This is a genomic window from Trinickia mobilis (assembly GCF_017315705.1).
Classification (GTDB): domain Bacteria; phylum Pseudomonadota; class Gammaproteobacteria; order Burkholderiales; family Burkholderiaceae; genus Trinickia_A; species Trinickia_A mobilis.
Window position 1 is genome coordinate 216,472 of record NZ_JAFLRF010000008.1, and the last position, 23,258, is coordinate 239,729.

At 60.8% G+C, this 23,258-nt stretch carries 17 protein-coding genes and 3 pseudogenes; 8 read left to right on the forward strand and 12 right to left on the reverse strand.

Features of this window, described 5'->3' with window-relative positions:
* The 3 genes from J3489_RS13910 to J3489_RS13920 all read right to left on the reverse strand — a co-directional run bounded on the left by J3489_RS13910 (position 1) and on the right by J3489_RS13920 (position 5,907).
* Complete coding sequence (locus tag J3489_RS13910) at positions 1-3,585, reverse strand: PAS domain S-box protein (RefSeq protein ID WP_206998911.1); 3,585 nt, start codon at positions 3,583-3,585, stop codon at positions 1-3.
* 595 nt (positions 3,586-4,180) lie between these two features.
* Positions 4,181-5,317, reverse strand: coding sequence for a porin (locus tag J3489_RS13915; RefSeq protein WP_206998912.1), 1,137 nt, complete (start codon positions 5,315-5,317; stop codon positions 4,181-4,183).
* Between the two features lie 317 nt (positions 5,318-5,634).
* The gene (locus J3489_RS13920; RefSeq protein ID WP_206998914.1) at positions 5,635-5,907 is read right to left on the reverse strand and encodes a hypothetical protein; all 273 of its coding nucleotides are present in this window, start codon (positions 5,905-5,907) and stop codon (positions 5,635-5,637) included.
* Between the two features lie 340 nt (positions 5,908-6,247).
* On the opposite strand from J3489_RS13920, the pseudogene J3489_RS13925 reads away from it, so the two are divergent.
* A pseudogene (locus J3489_RS13925) lies at positions 6,248-6,374 on the forward strand (IS30 family transposase); the annotation flags it as partial.
* Positions 6,375-6,429: 55 nt separating this feature from the next.
* Here J3489_RS13925 and J3489_RS13930 read toward each other — a convergent pair.
* Both J3489_RS13930 and cynR read right to left on the reverse strand, forming a co-directional pair.
* Entirely contained in the window at positions 6,430-7,170 is a 741-nt protein-coding gene (locus J3489_RS13930) for a DUF3313 domain-containing protein (RefSeq protein ID WP_206998916.1), read from the reverse strand.
* A gap of 212 nt (positions 7,171-7,382) precedes the next feature.
* The gene (gene cynR / locus J3489_RS13935) at positions 7,383-8,297 is read right to left on the reverse strand and encodes a transcriptional regulator CynR (RefSeq protein WP_206998918.1); all 915 of its coding nucleotides are present in this window, start codon (positions 8,295-8,297) and stop codon (positions 7,383-7,385) included.
* A gap of 122 nt (positions 8,298-8,419) precedes the next feature.
* Here cynR and J3489_RS13940 point away from each other — a divergent pair, with 122 nt between their 5' ends.
* From J3489_RS13940 to J3489_RS13970, 6 genes are all read left to right on the forward strand, one after another.
* Positions 8,420-9,079: a carbonic anhydrase gene (locus J3489_RS13940; protein ID WP_206998920.1), complete on the forward strand. Its 660-nt coding sequence runs from the start codon at positions 8,420-8,422 to the stop codon at positions 9,077-9,079.
* Between the two features lie 33 nt (positions 9,080-9,112).
* Positions 9,113-9,583, forward strand: coding sequence for a cyanase (cynS, locus tag J3489_RS13945; RefSeq protein WP_206998922.1), 471 nt, complete (start codon positions 9,113-9,115; stop codon positions 9,581-9,583).
* Positions 9,584-9,699: 116 nt separating this feature from the next.
* Positions 9,700-10,998 (forward strand): MFS transporter, encoded by a 1,299-nt coding sequence (locus J3489_RS13950; protein WP_206998924.1) that lies wholly within the window; start codon positions 9,700-9,702, stop codon positions 10,996-10,998.
* Between the two features lie 72 nt (positions 10,999-11,070).
* Positions 11,071-12,261 carry an ammonium transporter gene (locus tag J3489_RS13955; protein WP_255555069.1) on the forward strand — a complete coding sequence of 397 codons (1,191 nt, stop codon included), beginning with the start codon at positions 11,071-11,073 and terminating at the stop codon, positions 12,259-12,261.
* A gap of 675 nt (positions 12,262-12,936) precedes the next feature.
* Entirely contained in the window at positions 12,937-14,580 is a 1,644-nt protein-coding gene (locus J3489_RS13965; protein WP_206998930.1) for a sialidase family protein, read from the forward strand.
* A gap of 262 nt (positions 14,581-14,842) precedes the next feature.
* Complete coding sequence (locus J3489_RS13970) at positions 14,843-16,606, forward strand: FAD-dependent oxidoreductase (protein ID WP_206998932.1); 1,764 nt, start codon at positions 14,843-14,845, stop codon at positions 16,604-16,606.
* Positions 16,607-16,751: 145 nt separating this feature from the next.
* Here J3489_RS13970 and J3489_RS13975 read toward each other — a convergent pair.
* The 4 genes and pseudogenes from J3489_RS13975 to J3489_RS13990 all read right to left on the reverse strand — a co-directional run.
* Positions 16,752-17,009, reverse strand: a pseudogene (locus tag J3489_RS13975) (alginate export family protein); the annotation flags it as partial.
* A gap of 58 nt (positions 17,010-17,067) precedes the next feature.
* Entirely contained in the window at positions 17,068-17,754 is a 687-nt protein-coding gene (locus tag J3489_RS13980; RefSeq protein ID WP_206998934.1) for a hydrolase, read from the reverse strand.
* 22 nt (positions 17,755-17,776) lie between these two features.
* Positions 17,777-18,097 (reverse strand): annotated as a pseudogene (locus J3489_RS13985) (carboxymuconolactone decarboxylase family protein); the annotation flags it as partial.
* A 355-nt stretch (positions 18,098-18,452) separates the two neighbouring features.
* The gene (locus tag J3489_RS13990; RefSeq protein ID WP_206998936.1) at positions 18,453-18,770 is read right to left on the reverse strand and encodes a hypothetical protein; all 318 of its coding nucleotides are present in this window, start codon (positions 18,768-18,770) and stop codon (positions 18,453-18,455) included.
* Positions 18,771-19,015: 245 nt separating this feature from the next.
* On the opposite strand from J3489_RS13990, the gene J3489_RS13995 reads away from it, so the two are divergent.
* Positions 19,016-19,459 carry a cupin domain-containing protein gene (locus tag J3489_RS13995; protein ID WP_206998937.1) on the forward strand — a complete coding sequence of 148 codons (444 nt, stop codon included), beginning with the start codon at positions 19,016-19,018 and terminating at the stop codon, positions 19,457-19,459.
* Positions 19,460-19,665: 206 nt separating this feature from the next.
* Here the strand turns inward: J3489_RS13995 and J3489_RS14000 are convergent, their stop codons facing one another.
* The 3 genes from J3489_RS14000 to J3489_RS14010 are packed head-to-tail and all read right to left on the reverse strand — an operon-like array spanning position 19,666 to position 23,002.
* Positions 19,666-21,012 carry an LLM class flavin-dependent oxidoreductase gene (locus J3489_RS14000; RefSeq protein ID WP_206998939.1) on the reverse strand — a complete coding sequence of 449 codons (1,347 nt, stop codon included), beginning with the start codon at positions 21,010-21,012 and terminating at the stop codon, positions 19,666-19,668.
* A gap of 54 nt (positions 21,013-21,066) precedes the next feature.
* Positions 21,067-21,378 (reverse strand): hypothetical protein, encoded by a 312-nt coding sequence (locus J3489_RS14005; RefSeq protein WP_206998941.1) that lies wholly within the window; start codon positions 21,376-21,378, stop codon positions 21,067-21,069.
* Between the two features lie 46 nt (positions 21,379-21,424).
* On the reverse strand, positions 21,425-23,002 hold the full coding sequence (locus J3489_RS14010) for a sodium:solute symporter family transporter (protein ID WP_206998943.1): 1,578 nt from the start codon (positions 23,000-23,002) through the stop codon (positions 21,425-21,427).
* Positions 23,003-23,258 lie beyond the last annotated feature (256 nt).

Below are 23,258 nucleotides of genomic sequence, written 5' to 3' on the forward strand. Positions count from 1 at the left end.
TCACGCTCCTGTCATGGTTTGCAATAGCCGATGCACTTCGTCGCTCACGCCGCTGAAGGCGGTATCGAACTGAGCGACCAGCTCGGAAAGGGGTTCGGCATCGCCTTGTCGCGCGACGTTCTCGAGCCGGGCACAAAGGTCCCCGAGACCGAGCGCGCCGATCGAGCGCGACGACGATTTCAGCTTGTGCGCGACCGCGGCGACTTCACGAGGCAGGGCTTCCTGCGCGTGCCGGCGGAGATCGTCCGCGAGGCCGCCGGCGGAGTCCAGATACTCCGTCAGGAGCTCGCTGACGATCTCGGCGTCGTCGCCCACGATGCCCTTCAGAACGCCGATGTCCACCGTCGAGGCGGCGGGCGGCGCCAAGGGCGATGCGGCGCTCGGCGACGGCAACGTGTCGGGCGGTGCGATCCAGCGTTCGAGCGCCTGCTGCAGCAGATTCAGCTTCAGCGGCTTCGTCAGGTAATCGTCGAAGCCCAGTTGCCTGGCCCGGTTGGCTTCTCCCTGAATGGCGTTGGCGGTGAGCGCGACGATCGGCATGCGCCGATGCTGGTGCTGCTGCTCCTCGCCGCGGATGGCCTGGGCAAGCTGGTAGCCGTCCATATGCGGCATATGAAGGTCGGTCAGCAACAGCGCGTGGCGCCCCGGCTGCCACATGCGCAGCGCTTCCTTGCCGTGGGACGCGATCTCGGCGGCATAGCCGAGCAGCGCCAGTTGTCTCGAGATCACCTTCCGGTTGATCGCGTCATCTTCCGCGACGAGGATGATCGAGCCGGCGGCATGCGCAGACCGTTGCGCAGGCTCCGGCATGGCGCTGCGCCCACGCTCGGCCGGCATGCTGCCGGCCGCGTGCCAGAGCATCGCGCCGCTCGCCATCGCCACGGCATCGAGCAGCGTGCGGCGGCGCAATGCCTGCCTGCCGATGGCAATGACGTTCTCGGCATGAGCGGCAGGCGCGAGCGTGTACCCAGCCGTGATCAGAACCTGGCTGAACTGCCGGGGCGCGATGCCGGCCCCGCTCGAATCCGGCTCGACGCTGCCGCTGCGGCCATCGTGCAGGAGCACCGCTGGCCCGCGCGTGGCCGGCAGCGCGCGCCTCGCGAGGTCGAGATCGCGCAGCACGCCGGCCGTTGCGCCCGCGCTGTGCAGATAGCTCACGATTTCGGCGCTTTCGTAGTCCGGCGACGCGGCCACCCAGCACGTGACCTCGCTCAGGTCAGGCACATTGCGCTCCGGCTGCCCCGGCGCCGGCTTCAACGGCAAGCGCACCCTGAAGGTCGAACCCGCACCGGGTTCGCTCGTCACCGAAATGTCGCCGTTCATCAAATCCACGAGCCGGTGGCAGATTGCCAGGCCCAGGCCAGTGCCGCCGAAGCGGCGCGTGGTCGACGCTTCGGCCTGGCTGAAAGGGCGGAACAATTTCGCGAGCGTTTCAGGCGACATGCCGATGCCGTTGTCGCGCACTTCGAAATGCACTTCGAGCGGCGCGGCGGCGGCGAGCCGGGCCTGAACCCAGACTTGGCCGCGGTCGCTCGCGCGGTCGCCGCAAAACTTGATCGCGTTGCCGACGAGGTTGAACAGGATCTGCCGGAGCCGCGTGTCGTCCGAAAGCACGAGAGCCGGCAGGTCCGGCGAGACGAACGTGCGCAGCGCGACGGCGCGCTGCTCGGCGACCGTGGCAAGCGACATGCATACGCCATCGATCAGGTCTTCCACGCACACCGGTGCGGACTCGACCTGCAGCTTGCCTGCCTCGATCTTGGAGAAGTCGAGAATGTCGTCGATGAGCTTGAGCAGCGCCGTAGCGGAATCGCGAATCGTGCGGACCATGTCTTTCTGATCGCCCGACAGCTCGGAGCGGGTCAGCACTTCGATCATGCCGATCACGCCGTTCATCGGCGTGCGGATCTCGTGGCTCATCATGGCGAGGAACGCGCTCTTGGCGCGCGAAGCGGCTTCGGCGTCCGAGCGCGCTTGCTCGAGCAGCCGTTGGGCGTTGCGGCTTTCCGTCACGTCGCGCGCGGTCGCATACGCGGTGCCGTCGGGCAAGACCACGGCATTCCAGGCCAGCCATCGGACGGAGCCGTCCTTGCATACGAAGCGGACTTCCAGGTGCTCGATCGGCGCTCCCGAGCGGTGCTCCTGAATCGCCTGGCTCGTGGCTTGCCGATCGACCGGCACGACGAACTCGATGAACGGGCGCGACAACAGCTCGTCCTCGGCCCACCCCAGCACCTCCGAGAACGCCGGATTGACGCGCCTGAAGTAACCGTCCGACGAGGCAATGCAGATGAGATCCAGGGAAAGCTCGAAGAGCCGGTCGCGCTGAGCTTCCGCCTCCTTGCGCCCGGTCATGTCGTGCAGCAGCACGATCGCGCCGGGCTCGCCGTCCTCGCCGTCCTCTTCGTAGGGGACCGCCGTCACTTCCACGAAGATCTTCGACCCGTCCAGGCGAACCCACGTTTGCTCGGCCGGTTCGGCCACGACGCCGTCGTGAATCCGGCCCTTGGTCCGGTCGCCGACGCCCGGGCGCTGATCGACATGCACGAAATGGGTGATCGGCCGGCCGAGCAATTCGGCTTCGGACCTCGCGCCCAACGTGGACAGGGCCTTCGGATTGGCAAACGCAATGGTTTCGGCGCGCTGCACGAGCACGGCGTATGGCGCGCGCTCGATCAACTGGCGATAGCGTCGCTCGCTGTCCCTGAGCGCTGCGGCTCGCCGTGTGGTCCGGCGGTCGGTTACCAGGATCAGCGCAGTCAGAAGAACGGCCGCGGCCAGCAGGGAAGCGCTTCGCGTGCGCCACGCCGACAGGTACTCAGCGGTCGAATAGCCCACCGCCACCGCGAGGGGGTAGTCTTTGAGCGTTTGATAGCTGATGACCGTGTCGGTGCCGTCGACGCATGACGGCATGCGCAGCGTGCCCGACCGCGAATGCTGAAGCGCACGGCGCAGGGCGTCGTCCGGTGCGAGCGTCCCGCCGAACGAGTTGTCCCGGCCGGCGTGCAGTGCGCGGACCCCGTAATCGTTTGTGCCGACCACGAACACGATCCCGTTGCTGCCGAGGCGCAGTTCGTTATAAAGCTCGGTGAAGTAGGCCGGTTCGACCGAAACGACGACCACGCCGAGAAAGCTGCCATCGCGGCCGTCGATGCGCTGCGACAGATGGATCGAGGCTTTCCCGGTACTGCGGCCGATCAGCGGCTTGCCGACCATCAGCGCGGTGCTCGGGTCGTGCACGTGGATTCGGAAGTGCTCCCGGTCGGAGAGGTCGATCGCCTTGAACCCGGGAAACGTCGAGGCCCGAAGGATGCCATGCGCGTCGATCACCGCGACTTGCGCGAACACGTCGAGCTTCAGGATGCCCTTGTCGGCATATTGAGCGAGCGGGACCGCCGCCCCATCGTTGCGCACCTGCAGCGCGACGAACGCAGCCACCTGCTCGGCCTCGCGCAGCACTCGGGCGGTATGGGCGGACAGCACATCGGCCAGGGCGGTTGTGCCGGCACGCGCGGTTCGGAGTTCGGAGCGGGCATCCCAAACCGTCAGCGCGCCCAACGCTATCCACAGGGCCGCGATTACCATCAGGCTTGCCAGCTGCATAGGGGCGAAGCGGCACCACAAAATCGCAAGCGACCCGCCCGGGCGCCGAGCGGGCGCCAACGGTATTGGCGTTACGTCCATAGGCATGCTCCCAGCCGACAGGCCGTGAAACGAACGGCCGGCACATCACGCAGGAGTGGGTGCCGTGGCTGGATTAACGGCGCCGCCCGCCAGTTCTTCGTACGTATTTATCCCGACTGGCGCGAAGCTGTCGGTGGCCGATTTGTTGCTTGATGGCGGCCCTACGCTTGAGGAGCCGAAAGCAGAACCCTGGATAAGCAGGCGGCGTGGAACGCCCGTTGCTGTGATCTCAATGCCTCCGGGGACAGCGGCAGCGACGTCGCGGGCAACGCAGCTTGTCGGCTGCTGCCGTCACTCACGCAGCGGGATGGTCGCGTATGGAGTGATGACCCTTGCCGCCGTCTATGGAAGGCAAGCACTCCGACGGCTCAATGGTCCGGTCGCCCTGAAGCAGGTGCGCCATCAGCTCGCCGAATGTCGGGGCAGCGAATGCTGGAGTGCCCCGACTTTCTTCAGCGTCTTCTCGAGTGTCTAGCCTCAAAGAAATCAGCGACCTCTAGAAGCGCGTCCGAATGCCCACAGTCGCTGCAACTTGATTGCCTGTCGAGGACTGCGATAAGCCGTTGATATACGCACCCTCGAACGCGGTACCGCCAGCACCGTACGCATGTTGATAGACACCCTCGAGATAGACATCCGTGCGCTTGCTGAACGAATAGTCCGCCATCAGCGTCACCTGATGCCACTTCGGGTTTGCCGAACCGGTGTCACTGTCGAAGGCACCTTGGGTGAAGGTGTATGCGCCAGCGAACGAGATCGAAGGGGTCATCGTATAGCGTACGTTGACTTCATAGTTATCGAAGTGCAGGGTGTTGAACGGCTGCAGGATCACGGAGTTCGCACCGGGCTGCGTATTGTCGAGCAACGTATGCGTCCAGAGCAGGCCGACAATTGTCGGACCGAACGCGTAGTTGCCACCTACTCCCATTACCCGCTGCCGCGCGGCGGGGAAGCTTACGAAGTCGTTGCTCGTCAGCGCCCCGCTCGCGGTCAAGCCCCCGTTATTGAGCTGGAGGTAGGCGGCCGCTAAATTGATCGGACCGTTGCTGTAAGTCACACCAGCGCTATAGGCCCGATTGTTCGAAAACGCGCCGGCTGCATTGCTGAAGCCGTACTGCGCCTCACCCTGCAGTCCGTTGTACGTCGGGCTCACGTACTTGGCGGAGTTGTTGATATAGAACGAATCGTCGACGTTGTCGTTATCGAACGGATGCGCGGCCAAGTTGTTTCCATCCCCGTAGTTCGCTAGTGCGATCGCCCCAAGATCATCGACCACCGCGTCGTACTGCCGACCGAGCGTCAGCGTTCCATATTTGTCGCTCTGCAGACCGACGTAAGCCTGGCGGCCGAACATTGTGCCCGAGTAGGTGGTCCGGCCGTTTTGGATGTTAAAGCCGTTTTCGAGTCGGAAGATCGCATGCAGACTGCCGCCGAGGTCTTCGCTGCCCTTCAGGCCCCATACCTCGTTCGACAGCATGCTGCTTTGTTCCTGCCAGGTGCTGCTGCCACCTTGGTTATTCGTATAGACGATACCCGAGTCGATCAAGCCATAAAGGGTGACGCTGCTCTGCGCATGAGCCGTCGTAGCAAACACGGACAAAGCTGCCACGCCGACGATAATCTTATTTTTCACTTACTGTTACTCCCGAATTGCCCTAAACGATTGAATAGGGGCGCGCTTCGCCCCTCCATGGAACTCGACAATTTTATGGAGAGTCCCACCGAGATTCACCGAAAAAGTTTCACTCTTCCCGCAAAATTCGCGTAAAAAATAGGTTCGAGAGGACAGGGTTCGGCGCGGAAAACAACAGCCGCGAGATCGCGCTCATGCGCGAGAACTGCGTCCGAGCGTCCGCTTCACGGTCCGCGTTCATCAGGGATGAGGACCTCTGCGAGCACGTCCGCGCAAACGTGAGTGCTCGCCAGGATCCCGCCCCGCTCCGCCGGCGCTCAAGCATATGACGGCGGAGAGACCAGGTACCCGGCGCAATTCCAGCGGCCGTAATACTCGATCTTGCGCAGCACTTCGCGCGTGTCCGGGCCACCGGCGCCCACGAGCACCGGTAGTCTTTCCCCGACGACATCGAAAGTCCCCACGCCCCCACCGAAGCCTGGCGCGGCTCGATGCATGCCGAGGCGTCGCCACGTGCCGATAGATCCGGCCGGCACACAGAAACGGCCGCTGAGGGGGACACCCTTGCCCAGCTGATCTCTCAGGACCATGTCCTGCTCGGTCAGGACGGCGCCACCCGCGCGGCGCGGACCCGTCCAGCGCGAGTGTCAGGCTCTGCCACCAAAATGAATTTGCGCCCGCGCCCTGCCGATGGCCTCACCCCTGCTTATTCTGCAAGCGCTTCAGTCGCAGGCCAACATCCTACAGCCCGCATTTCGAAACGGGCCGTGACTGACTTTATTCCTTAGGATCACTTACAGCCGCGCGTAGCGTGTAGATTTACCGATCCATTCACAGCGCTCCAGAGCCGAAGTGGGCTATCGGGAGGCCGCTCTCAAGAACGTACATGGTTGCCTGAAGCTCGTCCCGAACCGGCGTTCAAGTGTCGCTGATCTGTCCGTGTATTCACAGGCAACACAATGCTGTTGCCAGGCGATTGAATGAGCGTCCGAGGAAGACCCTGAACTACGAAGCGCCAGCCGAACGATTTCAGCAAACCATTGCATCCACCGGTTGAATCCGCAGGCGTGGAGCAGACGTTCGCGGATGTCAGTCGGCAAACTAACGACGCATTACGAGGCCGGGGTGCCTGACCTGAATTCCTTCAGGCGTTTGGCCGTCAGTTCCGCCCAATAGTCCATCACATTCTCTGCGTCGCCCCATTTCCAGACACCTGCATTCTTGATGCTCATTCCGCCGGCGCGGCCGTCCACCGCTTCGGCGAGAATCTGCCCGGTTCCACCGTCCTTGATCTCGCCTTCGCTCTGCGCCGACCCGACGAAGGCATAGCTGTCCGTCGCGACGCTCTGCGCCGCATTTAGCAACCGGGCCTGCGGGATGACCACGGAGAAGGTGCGCAGTCCCGGCGTCGCGGTTGTCACTTTAGTCAGGGCGGCGCGGACGACCAGGACTTGCGGGCCTGGCTGTTCGACGATCGGCAGCACTTCCGATAGGTGCGTCTTCAACGTGTTGTAGTAATACGTCGACAATACCTGCTCATCCTTCGGGTCGACATGTGCGTCGGCATCCGTGATGAACGCCACCGGTTCGATGAAGATTCCGGTGTAGGAATTCCAATTTGTATTCGGATTGACGTAGCGAAGCCGCACCTGGCCTTCCTTGCCCGGCTGCAGCAGGGAATAATCGCTCAGAAACCCTGATTTCGGCGCCTTTTCGATGTCTGAAAGCGGTTGTTGGGTTGTGACAGCGCAGGCGGCCAATGCGATCATGGCCAGCAGAGGACATATGCTCTTCATCATCGCCTCACTCTCCGTTCCGCCCGCCCGCGCGAGCACATATTCGCCGATCCGCATGCGCCTTGGCACGCGGCAGCAGCCCCTCTTTTACTCATGTCAATATTGGCAGTCACGTCAGTCGAAGGCCATTGGACTTTGGTCTTATACCGGTCCTTTACTCTTTCGCGGAGTTCGCGCGCATCGAGTACGTTGAATGTGTGACCGGCGTTCAGCACGAGTTCGTACGTCGGCAGCATGGATCGCCCCGCGGCAAGACACACGTTTTCGCTTTACGACGCCGCGTTTGCCCGTCGGACGCCCAGTTCAGTTGCGCTTTCCTCAAGCGCAAGCGCAATGAATGCCCGTGTTGCCGCGCTTCGATACGCACCTTTGCGCAGCAGCAACGCGGCGGTTCGCTGCGGCAGCGCCGGCTCCAGGGCCACCAGACGCAGTTCGCTGTGCGCGCGTGCAATCGCGGCTGGCAGCAGCGTTGCAATCGTGCTCCGGAGCACGATCTCGATCACCGCGCTGATCGAATTGACTTCCATGGCAATGTGCGGCGCGACGCCGTGCTGCCTGCAATATCGATCGATGTAGTGGCGGGTTGCAAACTCTTCGTTAAGCAGCACCAGCGTTTCGCTCTCGAACTCGCGAAGCGTCAACGCCGCGCGCTTCTTCGCGTAGGGATGCGACTTGCCGACGACCATCGCCAGAGCTTCGACGAACAGCACCTCGGTCTCGATGTCTAGAGAACGCGTATTGTCGAATGCGATGCCGACATCGAGCACATCTTCGTTCAACAACGCTTCCATCCGGTCCTGCGGCATTTCGGCGATGTTCAGCGTGATGTTCGGATAGCGGCGGTTGTACTTCTCCAGCAGCGGACCGATCAGGTAAGCGGTGAACGTCGGGGTCATCGCGAGGCGCAGCGAGCCGCGGCTCAATTCCTGCACGTCGTGGATCGCCCGCTCGCCCGCCTTGAGGTCTTGCAACGCGCGCTGCGCATAGCGCGCATACGCCGTGCCGGCGTCGGTCAGCTGGATCGTACGGCCGGACCGGTCGAGCAATTGCACGCGCAGCGCGTCCTCGAGCTGCCTGATCTGCTGCGACAGCGTTGGCTGCGACACGTGCAGCGCCTCGGCCGCACGCGTGAAATTACGGTGTTCCGCGACTGCCAGAAAGTACCGAATGTGCCGGAGCAGCATGAAACCCTCCAAACTATTGGCATTGCCTATAGACAGAATAATAAACCGGTCTTGGACACTATAGTTTGAGCGACGCATTCTTCGTCCATCGGTTCTCGACCAAGACCCAGATGGAGCGAAACATGCAAGACATCATCGATGGCTTCCTGAAGTTCCAGCGCGACGCGTTTCCGCAGCGCTCCGAGCTTTTCAAGCAGCTGGCCACGAGCCAGCACCCGCGCACCTTGTTCATTTCATGCTCGGACAGCCGGCTCGTACCGGAACTCGTCACGCAGCGCGAGCCGGGCGACCTGTTCGTGATCCGCAACGCCGGCAACATCGTGCCGTCGTACGGCCCGGAACCGGGCGGCGTGACCGCCACGGTCGAATACGCGGTCGCCGGGCTCGGCGTCACCGACGTCGTGATCTGCGGTCACTCCGATTGTGGCGCAATGACGGCGATCGCCACCTGCAAGTGCATGGACCATATGCCGGCCGTGCGCAACTGGCTGCATTACGCGGATTCCGCGAAGGTCGTCAGCGAGGTGCGGGAGCACAAGAGCGAACGCGACCGGGTCGACTCGATGGTCCGCGAAAACGTGATCGCCCAGCTCGCCAACATCAAGACCCATCCTTCCGTGCGGCTCGCGCTCGACCGCGACAGTCTCGCGCTGCACGGCTGGGTCTACGACATCGAAACCGGCTCGATCGACACGCTCGATGGCACGACGGGCCATTTCGTTTCGCTCGCGGAACATCCGCTTGCGTGTGCAACCCCGGCTCGACTCAACCTCGTTGCCTGATCTCAACTGCTTTTCAACTCAAGGAGCATCGTTATGCCGCAATCCCTACATAGCCAGGCGCCCCGTCAAGCGCTGACCGACGTGATCATGGAGGCGAAGATCCGCAAGAACCTGACGTTCGAACAGATCAACGAAGGCACCGGCCTCAACGTCGCGTTCGTCACCGCCGCGCTGCTCGGCCAGCACCCGCTGCCGGCCGATGCCGCGAAGGTGGTCGCCAAGAAGCTCGATCTCGGCGAGGACGCGATCCGTCTGCTGCAGGCCATCCCGCTGCGCGGCAGCATTCCGAACGGCGTGCCGACCGATCCGACGATGTACCGTTTCTACGAAATGGTGCAGGTCTACGGTTCGACGCTGAAAGCGCTGATTCACGAAAAGCTCGGCGACGGTGTCATCAGCGCGATCAACTTCAAGATGGACATCCAGGCCATCGACGATCCGGAAGGCGGCAAGCGTGCCGTCATCACGCTGAACGGTAAATATCTGCCGACCAAGCCGTTCTGAAGAAACTGCGGGAGTCATTCTTGGGTGAATGACTCCCGCGGTATTTCTTCGGATCGCACATTGTGATGCGGAGAGCCGTGTTCCCCGAGATTTAACGGCTTCGAACGAGAATTCCAATGAAAGATACCGGAGCGATGCCAGACCGTCGCGGCGACGGCTACGACGCCATCGTGACGAATGGTTCTGTGGCAGAGATTCGCGATGTCAAAACGACTCACGAAAAATCGGCTGATGCGAGAAAAGCAGCATGGCTCGTCGTGGCGATGGTCGTCATCGCGATGGCGCTTCGACCCGGCATCGCGTCGATTGGCCCGGTCCTGCCGCGCATCAGCCAAGCGTTTTCACTTTCGCATGCAACGGCGTCGTTGCTGACGACCATCCCGACTCTGCTGATGGGTCTGTTGGCGCTGCCGACCCCGTGGCTGGCGCGGCGATTCGGAAGAAATGGGGTGTTGCTTGCGTCTCTCGTGCTGCTGTTTGTTTCCATGGTGGCGCGCTCATTCGTATCGAACGTCGCGATGCTGCTGGTGACTACAGCAGGCGTGGGAGCCGGAATCGCGATATCAGGAACGCTGTTCGCCGGAATTATCAAGGCCAGGTTCCCAACGAAGGTCGCGATGATGATGAGCATCTATGCGACCTCGCTCGCGGGCAGCACCACGGTCTCCGCTGCGGCGACTGGCCCGATTGCCGCGCTTGCGCGCGCAAACGGATCAAACGGATGGCGCGTTGGAACAGGTATTTGGAGTCCCGTGGCGCTGATTGCGATTTTCGCGGCGCTTGCAATCCTCGTGTGGGAAAGGCGGGAGCTCGCAACCGCTACAGCCAAGACCCTAAGGGCTGCACGATTACCGCTGACGAACCGGACAGCGTGGCTGGCCGCATTGTTTTTCGCTTGCGACAATCTCTTGTTCTTTGCGTTGTTGGCCTGGACTTCACCGATGTATCGGGAGCATGGCCTATCCGCAGCATCGGCAGGCCTCGTGCTTGCAACGTACACGGTGGCGTTCACGATTGCGATTCCGGTGTTCGGGTTGTTGAGCCGGGCGCATGACCGTCGCGGGTGGCTCGCGGCTAGTGCGTTGCTCGCGGGAGCGGGGACTCTGGGGCTGGCATTGGCGCCGCTACTCATGCCCCACGTTTGGATTGGCATTGCTGCGTTTGGTTTGGGCGGCGGCTTCACACTCGGGATGACCTTGCCACTCGACAGCGTACATAGCGCGGACGAAGCCAACACGTGGAATGCATTCGTCATGACCGTGGGTTACCTGCTTGCCGCCGCCGGGCCTTGGCTTGTCGGGGCACTGCGAGATGCCACCGGCGCCTTTCAGGCTCCAGTTTGGCTTCTGTTTATCGTTGCGCTCGGAATGCTCGTGTTGACGCCGTTCCTCGCACCTAAACAATTTTCCAATTAATTGAGTTGACTGATTACGGGTGCTGCTATGCCAATCCCGCTGATGGCCATTGACACAGGTAATACGGCATTTATGCTGCTCTGCGCGAGTCTCGTCATGCTGATGACGCCTGGACTTGCATTCTTCTACGGCGGTCTGGTTGAGCGCAAGAACGTGCTTTCTATCATGATGCAAAGCTTCGTCTCTCTCGCGTGGACGACAGTGCTTTGGTTTGCGTTTGGCTATTCGATGTGCTTTGGCCCGACTTGGCACGGCGTCATCGGCAACCCGGCATACTACGCGTTCCTGCGCGGCGTCAACCTGCATACGATGTATACGGGCAACAATGCCGGTCTTCCTCTCTTTGTGCATATCGCGTATCAGATGATGTTCGCGATCATCACGCCGGCGCTGATCACGGGTGCATTCGCCAATCGCGTAACCTTTAAGGCCTATTTTCTATTCCTCACCGGCTGGCTCATCTTCGTGTACTTCCCGTTCGTTCACATGGTGTGGAATCCGAATGGAATTTTGGCGAAATGGGGTGTTCTTGACTTTGCCGGCGGCATCGTGGTGCATAACACGGCCGGGTTTGCGGCGCTCGCGTCGGTGCTCTACGTAGGCCGCCGCCAGGAGATGACGCACAAGCCTCATAACGTGCCGTCGATCGCGCTCGGGACGGGGCTGCTCTGGTTTGGCTGGTATGGCTTCAATGCCGGCTCCGAACTGCGCATCGATGCGGTGACCGCATCGGCGTTCCTCAATACCGACGTCGCAGCCTCATTCGCCGCGGTCAGCTGGTTGCTGATGGAATGGCTCGATGTGGGGTGTCCGAAGTTCCTTGGCTTGCTGACTGGATCGGTGGCGGGCCTCGCAACAATCACACCCGCAGCCGGTTACGTATCGCTGCGCATGGCCGCCATCATCGGGATTGTCGCTGCGGTAGTCTGCTATGGTGCAGTCGCGCTAAAAAACAAGCTCGAACTCGACGACGCACTCGATGTGTGGGGCGTGCACGGGGTGGGTGGGTTGACTGGCACGATCCTGCTTGGTGCATTTGCGTCGAAAGCCTGGAATCCGGCGGGTGCCGACGGACTGTTGCTCGGCGGCAGCGCGTTCTTTGTCAAAGAGTGCATTGCGGTGATCGCGTCCGGTGCCTGGGCATTCATCTTTACAGGCGCGATGTTGTGGCTCATCGACCATGTGACGCCAGTGAAGGTCGATGCCTTGGCTGAACGGCATGGACTCGATGCCGAGTTGCACGGTGAGCAAGCGTATCTCTAGCGTTGACGCATTACGAAGCTGCGCGCGTCTTGAGGAATCGAAGATGGACGCGGAATGTCGCTGACTGCTTAGCTGGACACCGCCGGAACGGCGTGTCCGGCTCTGCCTGCTTTAGCGCGAACGCAATCTGCTCTTCGGTGCACTCGCTCTTCGTTGCTGCCACTCCCAAGTTCGCCTCGCCAATGCCCCCAATGAGGAGTCGATCGGACACTGCGGGACGGGTGCTTTAGTACGGCCGTTGGCTCTCAACCTTGTCGCGGGTACGAAAGCCGCCGAGGCGGAGCCCGGTTCTGCCGTCCAAGGCGCACACATCGATGCACGGCGACTTGACATCGCTGAGGCCGCAATTCCGGCGCACTGTGCTTCTGCAAGCGCATACATGCTTTGACCGCTCTTCCGCATGCCTCATGCCACGTCAATCTAGATGGGGACGCCACGTGCCTGACCGGCATCCGTAATGAATTTTTCACACAAATGGTGCCGCCGCGACCTAGTGTGTTTCTGCAGGTGCATTTCTTCAGTCGATTGTCTCGGTGGGTGGCAGCAAGCGGTGGTTTTGCGGTTGGGCAAGTCGTTTTCGCACGTGGATCGGCCGATCACAGTGCGAGAGTCATGGTGCCGGTGACGTAGAGCCGGCAGTGAAAAGGCGTTTTACCCTTTTTCGCGAGGCACAGCATGAAATCAACTTTCAGACGCCTATCCCGTTTTGTCTCCCGGGGTCTCGCTGGCGGCGGCGTCATCGCGCTCACGTGCGCGTTCTGCCCAGGCGCGCAGGCGCAGACGCTCGGCCCGCTCGCCCAGGTGGCCGCGGGCGATCCATTCAGCGGATGCACCGCCGACCAGGTGCACGCGCAGGAGACCGCATTCGGGAGCATCCTCTTTCCAGCCACGTCGATCGAGCCATGGGTGGCGGCCGATCCGACCAGCCCCTCTCGCCTCCTCGTTGGTCACCAGCAGGACCGCTGGGACGACGGTGGCTCACGCGGAAACGTCGGCGTCGTCTCCAACGACGCGGGCACCACCTGGACCAATTCGATCCCGAGCGGCGTTACAGACTGCACGGGGGGCAAATTTGCTCGCGCCTCCGATCCCTGGGTCGACTTTGCGCAAAACGGAACGGCCTTCTTCCTGTCGCTGGTCGTGGACCCCATGAAGCCGACGACTCCATTTGGTGCACGAAACAGCGGAATGCTGGTCAGCCGCTCCGCCGACCACGGCGCGACGTGGCAACCTCCGGTTACGCTGATCCGCAGTAACTCGCCACACGTGCTGAACGACAAGGACTCGCTCACTGCCGATCCGACCGCGAACGGCTACGTGTATGCGGTGTGGGATCAACTGAGCGTTTTCCCGCCAACCAAGGACGGCGCCCAGTTGCTCGCAGAAAACGATGGCGTCGCGATCGCGCGCGAATTGCGCAACGCTACGGCGGGCGGTGCCCCGGTCTTCAAGTTCAATTTCACCGGCCCGAGCTTCTTCTCACGATCTACCGACAACGGCGTGACCTGGAGCACGGCCGCCCCGATCTACCAGCCGGGCACGAACGCGCAGACGATCGACAACATCGTGCGGGTGTTGCCTGACGGGACCCTGCTCGATCTCTTCACCGCGATCAATGTCACGCCATCCGGTCTCAGCATCGGCTATATCAAGTCCACGGATAAGGGAGTGAGCTGGAGCGGGCCGGCGTTCGCCAGCGATATAGCGGTGGTCGGAGTGGTCACGCCGGACACCGGCCAGCCGATACGCGATGCCTCCATCCTCTACAGTGTCGCTGTCAACCCAGTCACGGGGGCAATCTATCTCGCCTGGCAGGACGATCGCTTTTTGACGGCCAAGTGCAACACGGCCCCTGAGTCAAAGATCGACGGGATCGCGTTCAGCCAGTCTGACGACGGCGGGGCCACCTGGTCGACGCCGGTGATGATCAACAAGACGCCGGCGAATGCCGCGAACCCGTGCCGACAGCAGGCGTTCATCCCCGCGGTGGTGGCGTCGGGCGACGGCAAGACTATCGTGGTGACCTACTACGATTTTCGTAACGACACGAACACACCTGCCGGGTTCGAGGGCACGGACTATTTCGCGCTCTTCTGCTCTACCTCCACTGCGTGCACGAACGCCGTTAACTGGGGCCATGAGCAGCAACTGACCACAGCTTCGTTCAACATACTTGACGCTCCGGTGGTACGTGGCCACTTCCTCGGCGATTACATGGGCTTGGCTGCTAGCGGGTCCACGACCGTGTACCCGGTATTCGGCATAGCCACGGGTCCCAACGTGACGGCCGAGTTGACCCGCCAAATCTCATTGCCGTGAGGACAATCGGCGGCGACTGGAGGTCGCCGCCAAGTCTTCCGGAACGCGCAAAGGCAACTGAGCGCGCCAAGAAGTCCGCTTGTGCCGGTCGCGAGTACCACGAGGGCTCGGACACGAGCAAGATTGGTGTTACCTAATTGCGGCATGTTGACGGCTAACCTATCTTGAATCACTGGACGGCATTGACCCCGTGGGTGATCCAAAAGGCCAGGGGCGCGACTCCCCGCCGGCCGGTTCCAACGCGCGCAGTGAGAGGTTCACGATGAACAGCGAGGCAGCTTCGCCACCGGGCGGGCCGGAAAACCAGACGGAAGTCGGCACGAACGGCGCCGATCGTTCTGCCGTGGCGGATGCGCAGACTCCAGATAGCACCCCGCGCTGGCATCAGATATTTCCGGTACTGACTGACGCCGAGATTGATCGGGTCAATCGCTTTGGTGCGATACGCAGCTACGCCGCCGGCGAATTCCTATATCGCGCGGGTGGCATGAGTCCAGGCATGTTCGTCCTGTTGTCGGGCACGATTCGATACACGGCACGCGACGGACTGGGCCATCGACGTTTGCTGCGCTCTCAGGCGAAACGGGGCGAATTCACCTCCGACGTCGGCATGCTTTCAGGCAAGCCCGGCCTTGTCGATGCTGAGGTTATCGAGGATGTCGTGGCGCTCGTGATTTCGCCGGAAAGGCTGCGTGCCCTGATGATCGGCGAGGCGGAGCTCGGTGAAAGGATCATGCGCGCGCTGATCCTGAGGCGCGTCGCCGCGATCGAGCGCGGACAAGGGGCGGTGCTCGTCGGCCCGCCCGACAACGAGCGGCTCCTCGCGCTGCAACATTTCCTGCAACGCAATGCTTACCCGCATATGACGCTTGACGAAAGCGGTGCCGATGCCATCGCGTTGCTCGAGCGCATGACGCCTCGGCGCGATGACATGCCGCTCGTTGTCTGCCCGGATGGCACCGTGCTGCGCAATCCGGACGACGGGCAGCTCGCCTCGTGCCTGGGACTCGTGCCGGAATTCGATCCCAGGCATGTTTACGACGCCGCGATCGTCGGCGCCGGGCCTGCTGGCCTGGCGGCAGCCGTCTATGCGGCATCCGAAGGTCTGTCAGTGGCAGTCTTCGATTGCCGCGCGCCGGGCGGCCAGGCAGGCACGAGTGCCCGCATCGAAAATTATCTGGGCTTTCCGACCGGCATTTCGGGGCAAGCGCTAGCCGGCAGGGCATTCAACCAGGCGCAGAAATTCGGCGCCCACATCGCGATTCCCGTCGAGGTGAAGGGCTTGCATTGCAGCGTATACCCGCTCGAGGTGGAGCTTGCCGGTTCCCGGCGCATTGCGGCACGGACGGTAGTCGTCGCGAGCGGCGCGGAATATCGGCGTCCGGCAGTGAGCGAGCTTGCGCGCTTCGAAGGTCACGGCGTCTATTACTGGGCGACGTCGATCGAGGCCCGGCTTTGCCGCAGCGAAACCGTGCTGCTGGTCGGCGGCGGAAATTCAGCAGGACAGGCCATTGTGTTTCTTGCTTCGCATGCTGCCCATGTTCATGTCCTCGTCAGGGGCCAGGATCTCGAACACAGCATGTCGCGCTATCTGATCGAGCGAATTGCCTCGTTGCCGAACGTGACGATCCATATGGGTTCCGAAATAACGGCCCTCGAAGGTGACGAACGGCTGGAGTCCGTCCACTATCGGCGACGCGATGGGGGTATAGAAAGTCTGAAGACGCATCACTTGTTCCTTTTTATCGGTGCCGACCCAAACACGAACTGGCTGCGCACGTGCGGAGTGTCGCTGGATCCGAAAGGATTTGTGTTGACCGATACCGACCTGGGTACACGAGCCAGCGGGCCCACTCTCCCGCTGCATACAAGTATCAACGGCGTGTTTGCAATCGGCGATGTTCGATCGGGTTCCACCAAGCGCGTTGCAGGGGCCGTGGGCGAAGGGGCAGCCGTGGTCGCGCAGATTCACCGCTTTTTAGCCATGAAGCGCGCCGAAACACCCGCGCCTTCCATGCATGGGTAAGCCGCCTGTCGCGATGGGTTGCAAGGCTGGATATGCTGCGCGGACCTCTTTTAAATTTTGATGGCGTTACACCCGTATTGGAAAAGGCACGGACCGCTCAAACCAGGAACTTGGCCGCGGCGCGCTTCCGATGTGGCTACCAACCCTATTTCAGTTGGACACCGAGGTAGTCCGCGTTACTGCCGCCTGCGTTGCGAATCGAGTCGCCCAGCTGGAAGTGCACGGCTTCGACGGAACCGACGAGGTTCGCGGCAATGGTCCAATCGGCACGCACTTGCACATACATGCCCGTCCACCGGCTGCCGTGTCCGGCTGTTCCGGGCACCACGGCATTGCCCTGCTGATACAAGGCGTCCGCTGTCGTCTGACGCCACTAGAACCCGAGCGCGCCGAGCAGCGCGAGGGCGGCGTCACGCCGCACGGCCAGCGTCGGGACATCAAATGAGATGGAGGGCGGCCGATTACCTGGCCGGAACTGCGAGCACGATCTCGTGGTGACCAACCGCGCGCTGTGGCGCTTTGTGCACCATGGTGTAGGCGTAGTCCACGCCCATCCCGTACGCACCGGAATGTTCCCGGACTACCTTCATGACAGCGTCGTAGGACTCTCGACGCGCCCAGTCGCGCTGCCATTCGAGCATCACCTGTTGCCACGTCACAGGCACGACGCCAGCCTGGATCATGCGTTGCATGGCGTAGTCATGCGCGTCCTTCGACGTGCCGCCTGAGGCGTCTTCGACCATGTAGATCTGGTAGCCGCCTTCCAGCATCGCGCTGAGTGCAAAGGAGTTGTTGCAAACCTCCGTCCACAGGCCGGAAACCACGATCTTCTTGCGTCCGTTCGCAGCCAGCGCGTCACGAACCTTCTGGTCATCCCAGGAGTTCATCGATGTGCGTTCGAGCACCGGCTGACCGGGAAATACGTCGAGCAGTTCGGGGTAAGTGAAGCCCGAGAAGCTTTGCGTTTCGACCGTCGTGATGGTGGTCGGAATGTCGAAGATCTTCCCTGCCTTCGCCAGACCCATCACATTGTTCTTCAGCACCTGCCGGTCAATGGATTGGACACCGAATGCCATCTGCGGCTGATGGTCAATGAAAAGCAGCTGGGAGTTTTGCGGGGTCAGTACTTCGAGCTTGGGGTTGGTCATGACAGGCTTGCTTCAGCGTTTCGATGGCGTCGAGCACGTGCGTGCTGTACGTGATGGCAGCGCCGGCGTTCAGATTGATGGCAACGCCCAGCGCTTCTGCGATCTCTTCGTCTGACACGCCGAGCTTGACGGCCTCGGCTGCATGAAAGGCGATGCAGCCGTCGCAGCGCGTGGTGACTGCGACGGCCAGCGCGATGAGTTCACGCGTCTTCGCACCGAGATGGTTGGTATTGGCGCCCGCTCCAGCGACGAGGGCAAAACCGCGAAGGGTGTCCGGCGTGCGAGTGGACAGGTCTTTGAGGCGAGAATTGATGTCCTGAATCGTCTCTTTCCAATCAATCATGAGATAACTCCAATAGGAATACGTAGGATGTACGCGCGCGAACCGGCCGCTCAGCCGGTCCGCTGCTCGCCAGCTTCGGGTCAATGTGGTTCATCGACTCCGCGCGTCAACGAATTGACTGAGACGAATGCTATTCGGACGTCCGGCGCCCGCGTACCAGTGTGTCCGATGCCTCCAAATGGCGGTGCAGCCGCTCTTGGCGGCCGTACTGGCGCAATAGCAATTTGACGAATGAGGGCGCATGTCTCTCACGAGTTACGGTTTCACGGAGTTCTGGCTCGACGGAGAACCCGCATGAACACCGGCGTGCTTCGTATGCGGGGCTATCAGGAAGCAAGCATGATTGCTCGCGGTTCTATCTCTTGGGCCCTTTCATATTTTCTGACTCCATGGCCGCATTCCGTTCCTCGCTCGCCTCTATGGCTTCCATCGCTTCGTCAACCGACGCCGTTGCGCGCTCGGCGGCCGCTTTCGTTTCGTCTGCTAGGGCATCGAATTCGTCGTTGCCGTCACCTGGGGGCTGCAGCATGTCTTTGAGCATCGCCCTCAGTTCCGACGTATCCCACGGCAGGCCACGCTGTGTTCGGACCTTTATGTAGTGCCTCACTTCCGCGTCCTGCTCCGCGGTAAGCGGAAGCCCTCGGAAGGTGCTTTTAGGGTCAGAGTTTGTCATGGCTTTCTCCTGCTTCGAATGCTTTCAGTGTAGCCCCATTGCAACCACGAGAGCCGTAATGCAGGGCTCTTGCGTCCGCTATTGAAAGGGACCGGATGCTGCGGCAACGACAGGCAACTGGCGGCCTGTCGCCGCTCTCGGACAAAATACGTCCCTGAGACGCGCATAATCTTGATTGAGTTGCGCCCCCCTTACCTATAACGTTGGCGGACTGACGAGAATCCTTAATCTGAAGGAGTTTGAGAATGATTCCCAGCGGCGCGGTGCCAAGCAAACCAATCAACGTCGGTCAACTGAGCATTCAGTACTTGATAGACGGAACCGCCACAGGTGGGATGGGTGTTTTTGAGTTGACTGTGCCCCCCAGCTCGCAAGTTCCGCCGCCACACAGCCACACGCGTAACGAAGAGTGCGTCTATGTGCTGGAGGGCGTACTTCGGTACTCGGTCGATGGGCTAGTCCGAGACCTAACACCAGGAGAATGGATGTTTACCCCACGAGGGTCGGTCCATCACTTTAGCAACCCGCACAATGCCACGGCCCGCGCACTTATCGTCCTTACGCCCGATATCGGTGCTCAATATTTTCGTGATGTCGGAACGATCGTAAATGCAGGTGGGCCGCCGGACCGCGAGAAGCTTATCGGTGTCATGTCCAGGTACGGGCTGGTGCCGTTGCCGCCACAATGAACAGCAGTCACCCAACGTCGGACGAAATAGCCGACGTCTACGATGAACTGAAGGAGTAGACCCGGCATCGCGACCGGAAGATCGACAAGACTCGCGCTGATCTTCACAAGCGCGTGTTGGTGCTCGCGGGCCCCGCAGCCACGAGCACCAACACGCGGGCAAATCGCTGTCCAGAAAAGTGAAGCAATGCCTGTGAATCGCAAACTCTAGCGACTGACCGTCCCGGAAAGCAGGTTCTCCCTCAGGGTTTTGCCTTTGTACGCAGTTCGATAGCGTTTGCGACGCTGCAGTTCGGGCACGACCAGATCGACGAACTCCTCGAAGCATCCAGGGGTGTACGTGGCGGCCAGCATAAACCCGTCTGCTCCGCCCTCATCCATGAACAGCTCCATCTGATCGGCGATATCTTCAGCCGTCCCCACCAGTACCGGCATACCCATTCCCTGTGCGTAGATGAGTGCAGCTTCTTTTACCGTCACAGGAATTTTTCCGAGCGGGTCCTTCGCGTAAATGACCGAATCAAATAAACCCTGAATTCCCGGCACTTCGAGGTTCTGTACGTGTGCGTCAAGGTCCATCTTCGAGAAGTCGAGACCGAAGTGACCGGACATCCACGCAAGCGCGCCTTCAAGCGGAATACATGCCTTGATGCGCTCGTACTTGTCCTGCGCTTCGCTCCGTGTCTCCGCGACGACGGTTTGAATGCCATAGATAAACTTGACGCTTCCCGAAGGTCGGCGGAACTCGTGAACGATCCGCTCGTTGAGATCGGTCGTGTACTCTCGCATCCGTTCGACACTCGGGTGAACAGCAAAGATCGCCTCAGCATGTTTCGCCGCAAAGTCGCGGCCGCGCCCTGACGAACCCGCCTGCCACAACACCGGGCGGCCTTGCGGGGACGGCTCGCAGAAGTGGCGCCCTCTGCACTTGAAGTATTTGCCATTGTGATCGACGAGCTTGACCTTCGACGGGTCGGCGTAGACGCCACTTTCTTTATTAGCGATGACCGCATCGGGATCCCAGGAATCCCAAAGCTGGTAACACACGTCGACGTACTCTTCCATCCGGTCGTAGCGCTCCTCCCTGGGCATCATGTCCTCATAGCCGTACGCTTCCCACTCGCTCTTGGAGTACGAACTCACAATATTCCAGGCGAGCCGCCCCTCGGACAAATGATCGAGGCTCGACAACAAGCGAGACATGGGGTATGGATGCACGAACATGGTAGAGAGCGTCACACCGATACCGAGATGCTTGGTCGCGGCCGCGATGATGGGCACGATAGTCGACGGTTCATGCGTCGGACACTGGACGGCGTATTTGACCGTTGCGTCGGAACTGCCCTCATGAGTGGTATAGGGTGCCAGTTCGTCCGCGATGAACATTGCGTCGAACAGCCCGCGCTCCATTGTTCTCGCCATATGCTGCCAATAGTCCGGTCGAGAAAAATGATAGCCGACCTTGTCCGTTTTGTTGCGCCACATGCCTGTTGCGTGGCTGTTGACGCCATGCTGGACGAAGCCGAGCAAATGCGCCTCCTTTAATTCGGTCATGATGAGTTCCCTACTTGGTAATTGTTGCGCGATCGTCAGAGGCCGCTGACTTCACTAGCCGAGGTGCGGTTCTATGAAGAACAGAAAGCCAATGACCGCGGCTGACGCTATAGACAGAAATGGCGCGAGCACAATGAACAGCGGACTCACACCGAGCAGTGCAATCACGACGCCCGCCGCGACGACTGCGAGACAGATTGGCCAGATAAGATGCTGCGACGTACGGTCCTGCACCTCCGATTGCGGCAGCGCGTGCTCGTCGACCGAAGCTGTAAATCCCTTGATATAACCCGCAAGAAATAGCGCGATAGCGATGATCGCGGCCACCGTCGTCACGATCGTGACGGCTGGGATTGCCGAAGACATGATTGAACCTTCCTGAATGTCTTGTGATTGGATGGGCAGCGCCCGCTTAGATCGAAGCTTTCGCCCTTGTCGGCTCACTGCGCGCCGGCGATGCGGAATCCGCAGTCGAATCGTTGCCGGCGAGCGTGTCCTGCACCGACCTCAAATTCGAGATGTCAAAGCGCTGGGGCTTGAGCTTCGCCCCGATCCAGACAGTCAGACCGCTAATCGCGAGGATGGTGAGCGTGCCAGTGAGCTCTCCATATACGTGACGAACCGGCATCCCGATCAGGATGGATAGAACGATTCCGCCGACAAAGCCGAGAGAATTGGTACGCGGCCACATGATAGCGAGCGTCAAGGGAAGCAGGATCGCGGTCTTGAGCGCATACGTCGTCAGCACCAACGACGTGAAGTCGACACCGGACAGGATGATAGCGGCGGCAACGACGCCGCCAACGAGCATCGCCAGCTTGGCATATACGAACAGGACTTGGTCGCCGATGGCCGGCCAGATTTTCTTGACGATGTCGACCGTGACGACTGAAGCCATCGCTGCTGCGCCGCCGTCGATGGTGGAATAGCAGGCAGCCAGAATGACCAGGACGTATAAAACAACGATTGCCGTGGGAAGCCCAATGTGAGACACGATATAGGGCCCCACTGCCGCAAGGTCGCCGCCCAATGCAGCGAGTGGAATCTGATAGCCGATGCCGATCAGGCCGAGCAGTCCCAATGTGATGGGAATCGGATAGAAGAGAAGGCCTGCAAGGAAGAAAGATCTTCCGACGTACTGGCTCTTGATCGACCAGACCTTCTGCCAGAAGATCTGGTCCGCGACCGTAGCGGCGAACAAGCCGAACGCGAGTGTGATGCCGAATCCCGCAGCGGTGTCCCAACGGGTCACGCCGAGCAGCTCATGACCGGCCCATTCCATGCCTGGCGCTAACTGTGTTCCCGGGGTGGCAGCCACCTGCGCGACTGCGTCGAATACTGCTTGCGCGCCGCCGACCTTGGCATAAACAATACTGACTATGGCCGCGGCGACCGCGGTAATCATCAGCGTGTTGAACGTCCCCGTCATAACGCTCGTCCACAAGCCGCCGAAGAACGAATAGACCAGGATGATGACAATCGCGAATAAAGTGGCGGTGCGCCAGTCGATGTTGAAGACCGTGCTCATCACCACCGACGTTCCCTTCAGATTGATCATGATCTCCAGCAGAATTCCGAACACCATAGTCACCGTCACGATAGTGGACGATACGTTCGACTTGAATCTGTGATCGATGAACTTGGAGATCGTGTATCCCTGCGGCATGTTCTTCCGCAAATAACGCGCGAATGGAATAACGATCATGATCGCGAGCCCATTCGGAACGACGAACCAGAATAGCCCTGACAGGCCCCATCGATATGTCATAGCGGAGCTCATCATGACCGCCATCGCCCAAGTCCATACGGAGATGAGGCTGCCGGTGCCGAAGGCGAGTCCGATCCGCTGGCCGGATGCTACGAAGTCGCGCGTATTGCTGACCAAGCTTCTCTTGACGATCAGCGCGATTACGAGCATGAAAATGCCTAAGCCGGCCATCAAGGCAAAGCCCATCACCGGCGTGAGGTATGCCGCGGTGGAAGAAAGCATTGATCGATCCATTTTGTCCTCAGAGACTGATGAGCGAGGTGATGCTCTTTGTGACGAACTTGAGCAAAGACGCAGGTTGGACGTCACGTTCACTCATGATCCGATGTGCTCGATCGATCCGCTATCGATGAAGGGGAATAGCGTGAATGTTTCGGGTTTGCGCGATCGGTGTGAGCCGCGATAACGCGAGATACTCGAAGAGAAAGCCGAGCCAGTGCGTGATGGCGATCCAAGTATTATTCGGGCGCCGCGATGA

Coding starts and splice junctions, on each gene's coding strand:
- J3489_RS13910 (WP_206998911.1), bottom strand. CDS start 3,585: ATGGTAATCGCGGCCCTGTGGATAGCGTTGGGCGCGCTGACGGTTTGG.
- J3489_RS13920 (WP_206998914.1), bottom strand. CDS start 5,907: ATGGTCCTGAGAGATCAGCTGGGCAAGGGTGTCCCCCTCAGCGGCCGT.
- J3489_RS13930 (WP_206998916.1), bottom strand. CDS start 7,170: ATGCGGATCGGCGAATATGTGCTCGCGCGGGCGGGCGGAACGGAGAGT.
- cynR (WP_206998918.1), bottom strand. CDS start 8,297: ATGCTGCTCCGGCACATTCGGTACTTTCTGGCAGTCGCGGAACACCGT.
- J3489_RS13940 (WP_206998920.1), top strand. CDS start 8,420: ATGCAAGACATCATCGATGGCTTCCTGAAGTTCCAGCGCGACGCGTTT.
- cynS (WP_206998922.1), top strand. CDS start 9,113: ATGCCGCAATCCCTACATAGCCAGGCGCCCCGTCAAGCGCTGACCGAC.
- J3489_RS13950 (WP_206998924.1), top strand. CDS start 9,700: ATGAAAGATACCGGAGCGATGCCAGACCGTCGCGGCGACGGCTACGAC.
- J3489_RS13955 (WP_255555069.1), top strand. CDS start 11,071: ATGCTGCTCTGCGCGAGTCTCGTCATGCTGATGACGCCTGGACTTGCA.
- J3489_RS13965 (WP_206998930.1), top strand. CDS start 12,937: ATGAAATCAACTTTCAGACGCCTATCCCGTTTTGTCTCCCGGGGTCTC.
- J3489_RS13970 (WP_206998932.1), top strand. CDS start 14,843: ATGAACAGCGAGGCAGCTTCGCCACCGGGCGGGCCGGAAAACCAGACG.
- J3489_RS13980 (WP_206998934.1), bottom strand. CDS start 17,754: ATGACCAACCCCAAGCTCGAAGTACTGACCCCGCAAAACTCCCAGCTG.
- J3489_RS13990 (WP_206998936.1), bottom strand. CDS start 18,770: ATGACAAACTCTGACCCTAAAAGCACCTTCCGAGGGCTTCCGCTTACC.
- J3489_RS13995 (WP_206998937.1), top strand. CDS start 19,016: ATGATTCCCAGCGGCGCGGTGCCAAGCAAACCAATCAACGTCGGTCAA.
- J3489_RS14000 (WP_206998939.1), bottom strand. CDS start 21,012: ATGACCGAATTAAAGGAGGCGCATTTGCTCGGCTTCGTCCAGCATGGC.
- J3489_RS14005 (WP_206998941.1), bottom strand. CDS start 21,378: ATGTCTTCGGCAATCCCAGCCGTCACGATCGTGACGACGGTGGCCGCG.
- J3489_RS14010 (WP_206998943.1), bottom strand. CDS start 23,002: ATGCTTTCTTCCACCGCGGCATACCTCACGCCGGTGATGGGCTTTGCC.